4 protein-coding genes and 1 pseudogene are annotated in these 3,945 nt (G+C 31.1%); 3 read left to right on the top strand and 2 right to left on the bottom strand.

Annotated features, from left to right (window positions below; genetic code table 11):
• Positions 1 to 141 precede the first annotated feature (141 nt).
• The 3 genes from ACH2CG_RS11620 to hemL are packed head-to-tail and all read left to right on the top strand — an operon-like array spanning position 142 to position 3,263.
• Positions 142 to 1,047, top strand: coding sequence for a 1-aminocyclopropane-1-carboxylate deaminase/D-cysteine desulfhydrase (locus ACH2CG_RS11620; protein WP_395065345.1), 906 nt, complete (start codon positions 142 to 144; stop codon positions 1,045 to 1,047).
• Positions 1,040 to 1,951: a glucosaminidase domain-containing protein gene (locus tag ACH2CG_RS11615; protein WP_395065343.1), complete on the top strand. Its 912-nt coding sequence runs from the start codon at positions 1,040 to 1,042 to the stop codon at positions 1,949 to 1,951. Before ACH2CG_RS11620 ends, ACH2CG_RS11615 begins: the two co-directional genes overlap by 8 nt.
• A gap of 25 nt (positions 1,952 to 1,976) precedes the next feature.
• The gene (hemL, locus tag ACH2CG_RS11610) at positions 1,977 to 3,263 is read left to right on the top strand and encodes a glutamate-1-semialdehyde 2,1-aminomutase (protein WP_395065341.1); all 1,287 of its coding nucleotides are present in this window, start codon (positions 1,977 to 1,979) and stop codon (positions 3,261 to 3,263) included.
• A gap of 52 nt (positions 3,264 to 3,315) precedes the next feature.
• On the opposite strand, the gene ACH2CG_RS11605 is transcribed toward hemL, so the two are convergent.
• Both ACH2CG_RS11605 and ACH2CG_RS11600 read right to left on the bottom strand, forming a co-directional pair.
• Positions 3,316 to 3,642, bottom strand: a complete 327-nt coding sequence (locus ACH2CG_RS11605) for a hypothetical protein (RefSeq protein ID WP_395065339.1) — start codon at positions 3,640 to 3,642, stop codon at positions 3,316 to 3,318.
• 65 nt (positions 3,643 to 3,707) lie between these two features.
• Positions 3,708 to 3,945: pseudogene (locus ACH2CG_RS11600) on the bottom strand (hypothetical protein); the annotation flags it as partial.

Below are 3,945 nucleotides of genomic sequence, written 5' to 3'. Positions count from 1 at the left end.
ATAGTCAAAGTATAAGTCAGAAAATAGTTGTAGAAAGAGTGAAGTAATTTTTTTAAAATATTTTTTAACAGGTACTCGCTTTTGTGAGTACCTTTTTTTATGATATAAGTATTATGATTATTAACTTTGTAAAAAATAATAATCTTGAAAATAATAACACAAGAGATTTTGCTTCAAGACACCACTATCAAACTATTCATTCGTCGAGAAGATTTGATTCATCCATTTGTGTCAGGAAATAAATTTAGAAAATTAAAATATAATTTACTCAAAGCCAAAGAAGAAAGTAAGAAAACAATTTTAACTTTCGGTGGTGCTTATTCCAATCACATTGCCGCAACAGCTTATGCTGGACAACAAAATGGGTTTAAAACAATTGGTGTCATTAGAGGTGAGGAATTAGAATCTAAAATTTTTGAAAATCCCACATTAAAATTTGCCCATCAATGTGGTATGAAGTTTGTGTTTGTATCTAGAGAAAAATACCAATTAAAGACTTCTACTTTTTTTATTAAAGAGTTGCAACAAGCGCATGGAGATTTTTACTTAATTCCAGAAGGCGGCACCAACGATTTAGCAATAAAAGGATGCGAAGAAATTTTAACTGAACAAGATAATAAATATGATTTTATAGCTTGTTCAGTAGGAACAGGAGGGACAATTTCTGGAATTATAAACAGCTCGTTAAATCATCAAAATATTTTAGGTTTTCCTTCGTTAAAAGGCGATTTTTTACAAAAAGATATTTGTAATTTTGTAAATAATAATAATTGGAAATTAATCACCGATTATCATTTTGGTGGTTACGGAAAAGTAACGCAAGAATTAATTGAATTTATAAATTTGTTTTATAAAACAAATGCAGTTCCATTAGACCCAATTTATACAGGAAAAATGGTTTATGGCCTTTTAGATTTAATAGGAAAAAAATATTTTTCAGAAAACACTAAAATACTAATAATTCATACTGGCGGAATTCAAGGAATTGAAGGAATGAATTTAAAATTAAAAAGTAAAAATTTGCAAACTATAAAATTTGATGATTAAGAAAATAATCCTTTATTGTTGTGTCAGTTTTTTTATCTCATGCGGGTCTAATAAAGCCGTTGTGCGAACCTCTAGAAGCGTTGTGTCTCCTTCTAAACCAGTTGCTAGAACAATTAGAAAGCCAGTTGTAAAGCCAGTTACTAAACCAATAGTTGTAAAAGTATTAGATACAAAACCTGTAGTAGTTGGCGACAACAAAGATATTTCTACAGAAATACTTGAAGCAACTACTAGAGTTAAAGTGACAACAGCTATGGTTCTAGAATATATAGAAAAATACAAAGAAATTGCTAAGAAAGATATGATTGAATATGGAATTCCTGCAAGCATAACTCTTGGACAAGGAATTCTTGAGTCGGGAGCAGGAACTGGACCATTGAGCGTACAAGCCAATAATCATTTTGGCATAAAATGTCATAAAGAATGGACAGGTCCAAGTGTTAAATATGATGATGATGAAGCTCAAGAATGTTTTAGAAAATATGACAATCCTAATGATTCATATAGAGATCATTCCTTGTTTTTAACCACAAGAGAACGGTACTCTAGTTTGTTTAAATTAGATAAAAATGATTATAAAGGATGGGCAAAAGGACTTAAGAATGCGGGTTACGCAACAGATATTGCTTATCCAACTAAATTGATTGGATTGGTAGAACGATATCAATTGCAAAAATATGACGCCGAAGTTTTGGGTGTTGATTATGTGCCTACAAAAATAATAAATACTATAGATACTACTAAGATGGTAGGATTATCTGATGCAGATTTACATCAAGTCATTAAAGGCGACACACTTTATTCAATATCTAAGAGGTACAATATTTCTATTGAAGAGCTAAAAAAGAAAAATAATATTTTAGACTCTGGAATCTCGATAGGACAAAAAATAATTGTGAAATAGTTTTCATCATTAAAAAAATAAATTAATGTTATACAAAAGAAGCAGTCAGTTATTTGAACAAGCAGAAAAAGTAATTCCTGGAGGAGTAAATTCGCCAGTTAGAGCATTTAAAGGAGTAGGTGGAACACCAATTTTTGTAAAAAGTGCCAAAGGTGCCTACCTTTATGATGAGGATGGAAATAAATTAATAGATTATATTAATTCTTGGGGACCAATGATTTTGGGGCATGCCTATGAGCCAGTTATTGAGGCTATAACCAAAAGAGCTAAGCTAGGAACTTCCTTTGGAATGCCAACCGAGTTGGAAACTAAAATTGCAGAATTGGCCGTTTCAATGGTTCCAAATATAGATAAAATACGTTTTGTAAATTCGGGAACAGAAGCTTGTATGAGCGCAATTCGTCTTGCAAGAGGATATACAAATAGGGATAAAATAATAAAATTTGCAGGTTGTTATCATGGTCATTCCGATTCTTTCTTAATTCAAGCAGGAAGTGGCGCAAGTACATTTGGCACGCCAAATTCGCCTGGTGTTACCTCTGGAACAGCTAAAGATACTTTGCTGGCAAACTATAATGATATTGATAGTGTTCAAGAATTATTTAATGCAAATAAAGATGAAATTGCAGCAATAATTGTAGAGCCAGTTGCAGGAAACATGGGTTGTATTCCTCCAATAAATGGGTTTTTAAATCAGTTGAGAGATATTTGCTCTGCCAATGGAGCATTATTGATATTTGATGAAGTTATGACTGGATTTAGACTTGCTAAAGGCGGTGTTCAAGAATTATTTAATGTCAATGCAGATATTGTATGTTTCGGAAAAGTAATTGGTGGTGGTTTGCCTGTTGGAGCGTTTGCTGCTCGAAACGAAATCATGAATTATCTTGCGCCAATCGGCCCAGTTTATCAAGCAGGAACTTTATCAGGTAATCCTTTGGCAATGGAAGCTGGATTAACAATGCTAAATTCCTTAAATAATGACAGTGATGTTTTTGTAAGATTAGAAGAAAAAACGGCTTACTTAGAGAAAGGAATTCACAAGGTTTTAACCCAAAATAAAATTGTATTTACAATTAATAGAGTGGGATCTATGATATCAGTTCATTTTGATGAAAATCCAGTAATTAATTTTCAAACAGCTAAAAATGGAGATAATGAAACTTTCAAAAAATTCTTTCATGGTCTATTAAATGAAGGAATTTATATTGCTCCATCGGCTTATGAAACTTGGTTTATAACAGATGCACTTACATATCAAGATTTAGATTTCACAATAAATGCTATTGATAAAGTGGCAAAAAGTCTATAATATAAAAAAAAGGCTTCCAGTTTTTTGGAAGCCTTTTTTTATTTATTTACTATTATCTTTTCAATCTTTCAAATAAAACTTTGTTAGATTCTAATAACGTCATTTGTTTATCGTTTAAGGTTGCTCTAATTTTAGCATCCATTACTCTTTCAAGTTCTGTTTTTCTCTCTACAGAAAGTGTTTTGTCTTCAAGAATTTGATACTTAGTTTCGAACAATCTATAAAAGTCTTCTACTTGATTGTCTTTTAATCCAACTAAAATAGCCAATTCTGCAGCGTCTTTCTTAGCAGCTTCTTGAGTAGTTAATCTCTTTTCTTGAGCAGAAGCATTTATAGTGAAAACACATACAAGAGCGAAAATTGAAAGTATTTTTTTCATGATTTTTATGAATTTATTTAAAGTACAAGTATCAAAAATAAATTATTTATATGAGATTACAAAATTTATTTTTGTTCTTCTTGTGGTTTTTTCCCTTTTTGTTTCTTGTCTTTTATTCTTTCTATCATTTTTTCCTTTCTTTCTTCAAGATTCTGCTCCCATTTTGTATATTGTTCTGGTGTAAGAATTTTTTTCATTTCTGCCTTCATATTGGCCTGTTCTTTTTGAACTTCTATTTTTCTAGCTTCAATTTCCTCTTTAGTAGGCTTTTCCATTTCGTCTCTCTCTGCTTTTTTCGCCTTC

This window comes from Flavobacterium sp. (genome assembly GCF_043778725.1).
Classification (GTDB): Bacteria; Bacteroidota; Bacteroidia; order Flavobacteriales; family Flavobacteriaceae; genus Flavobacterium.
This window is presented reverse-complemented; position numbering and strand designations above follow the sequence as displayed.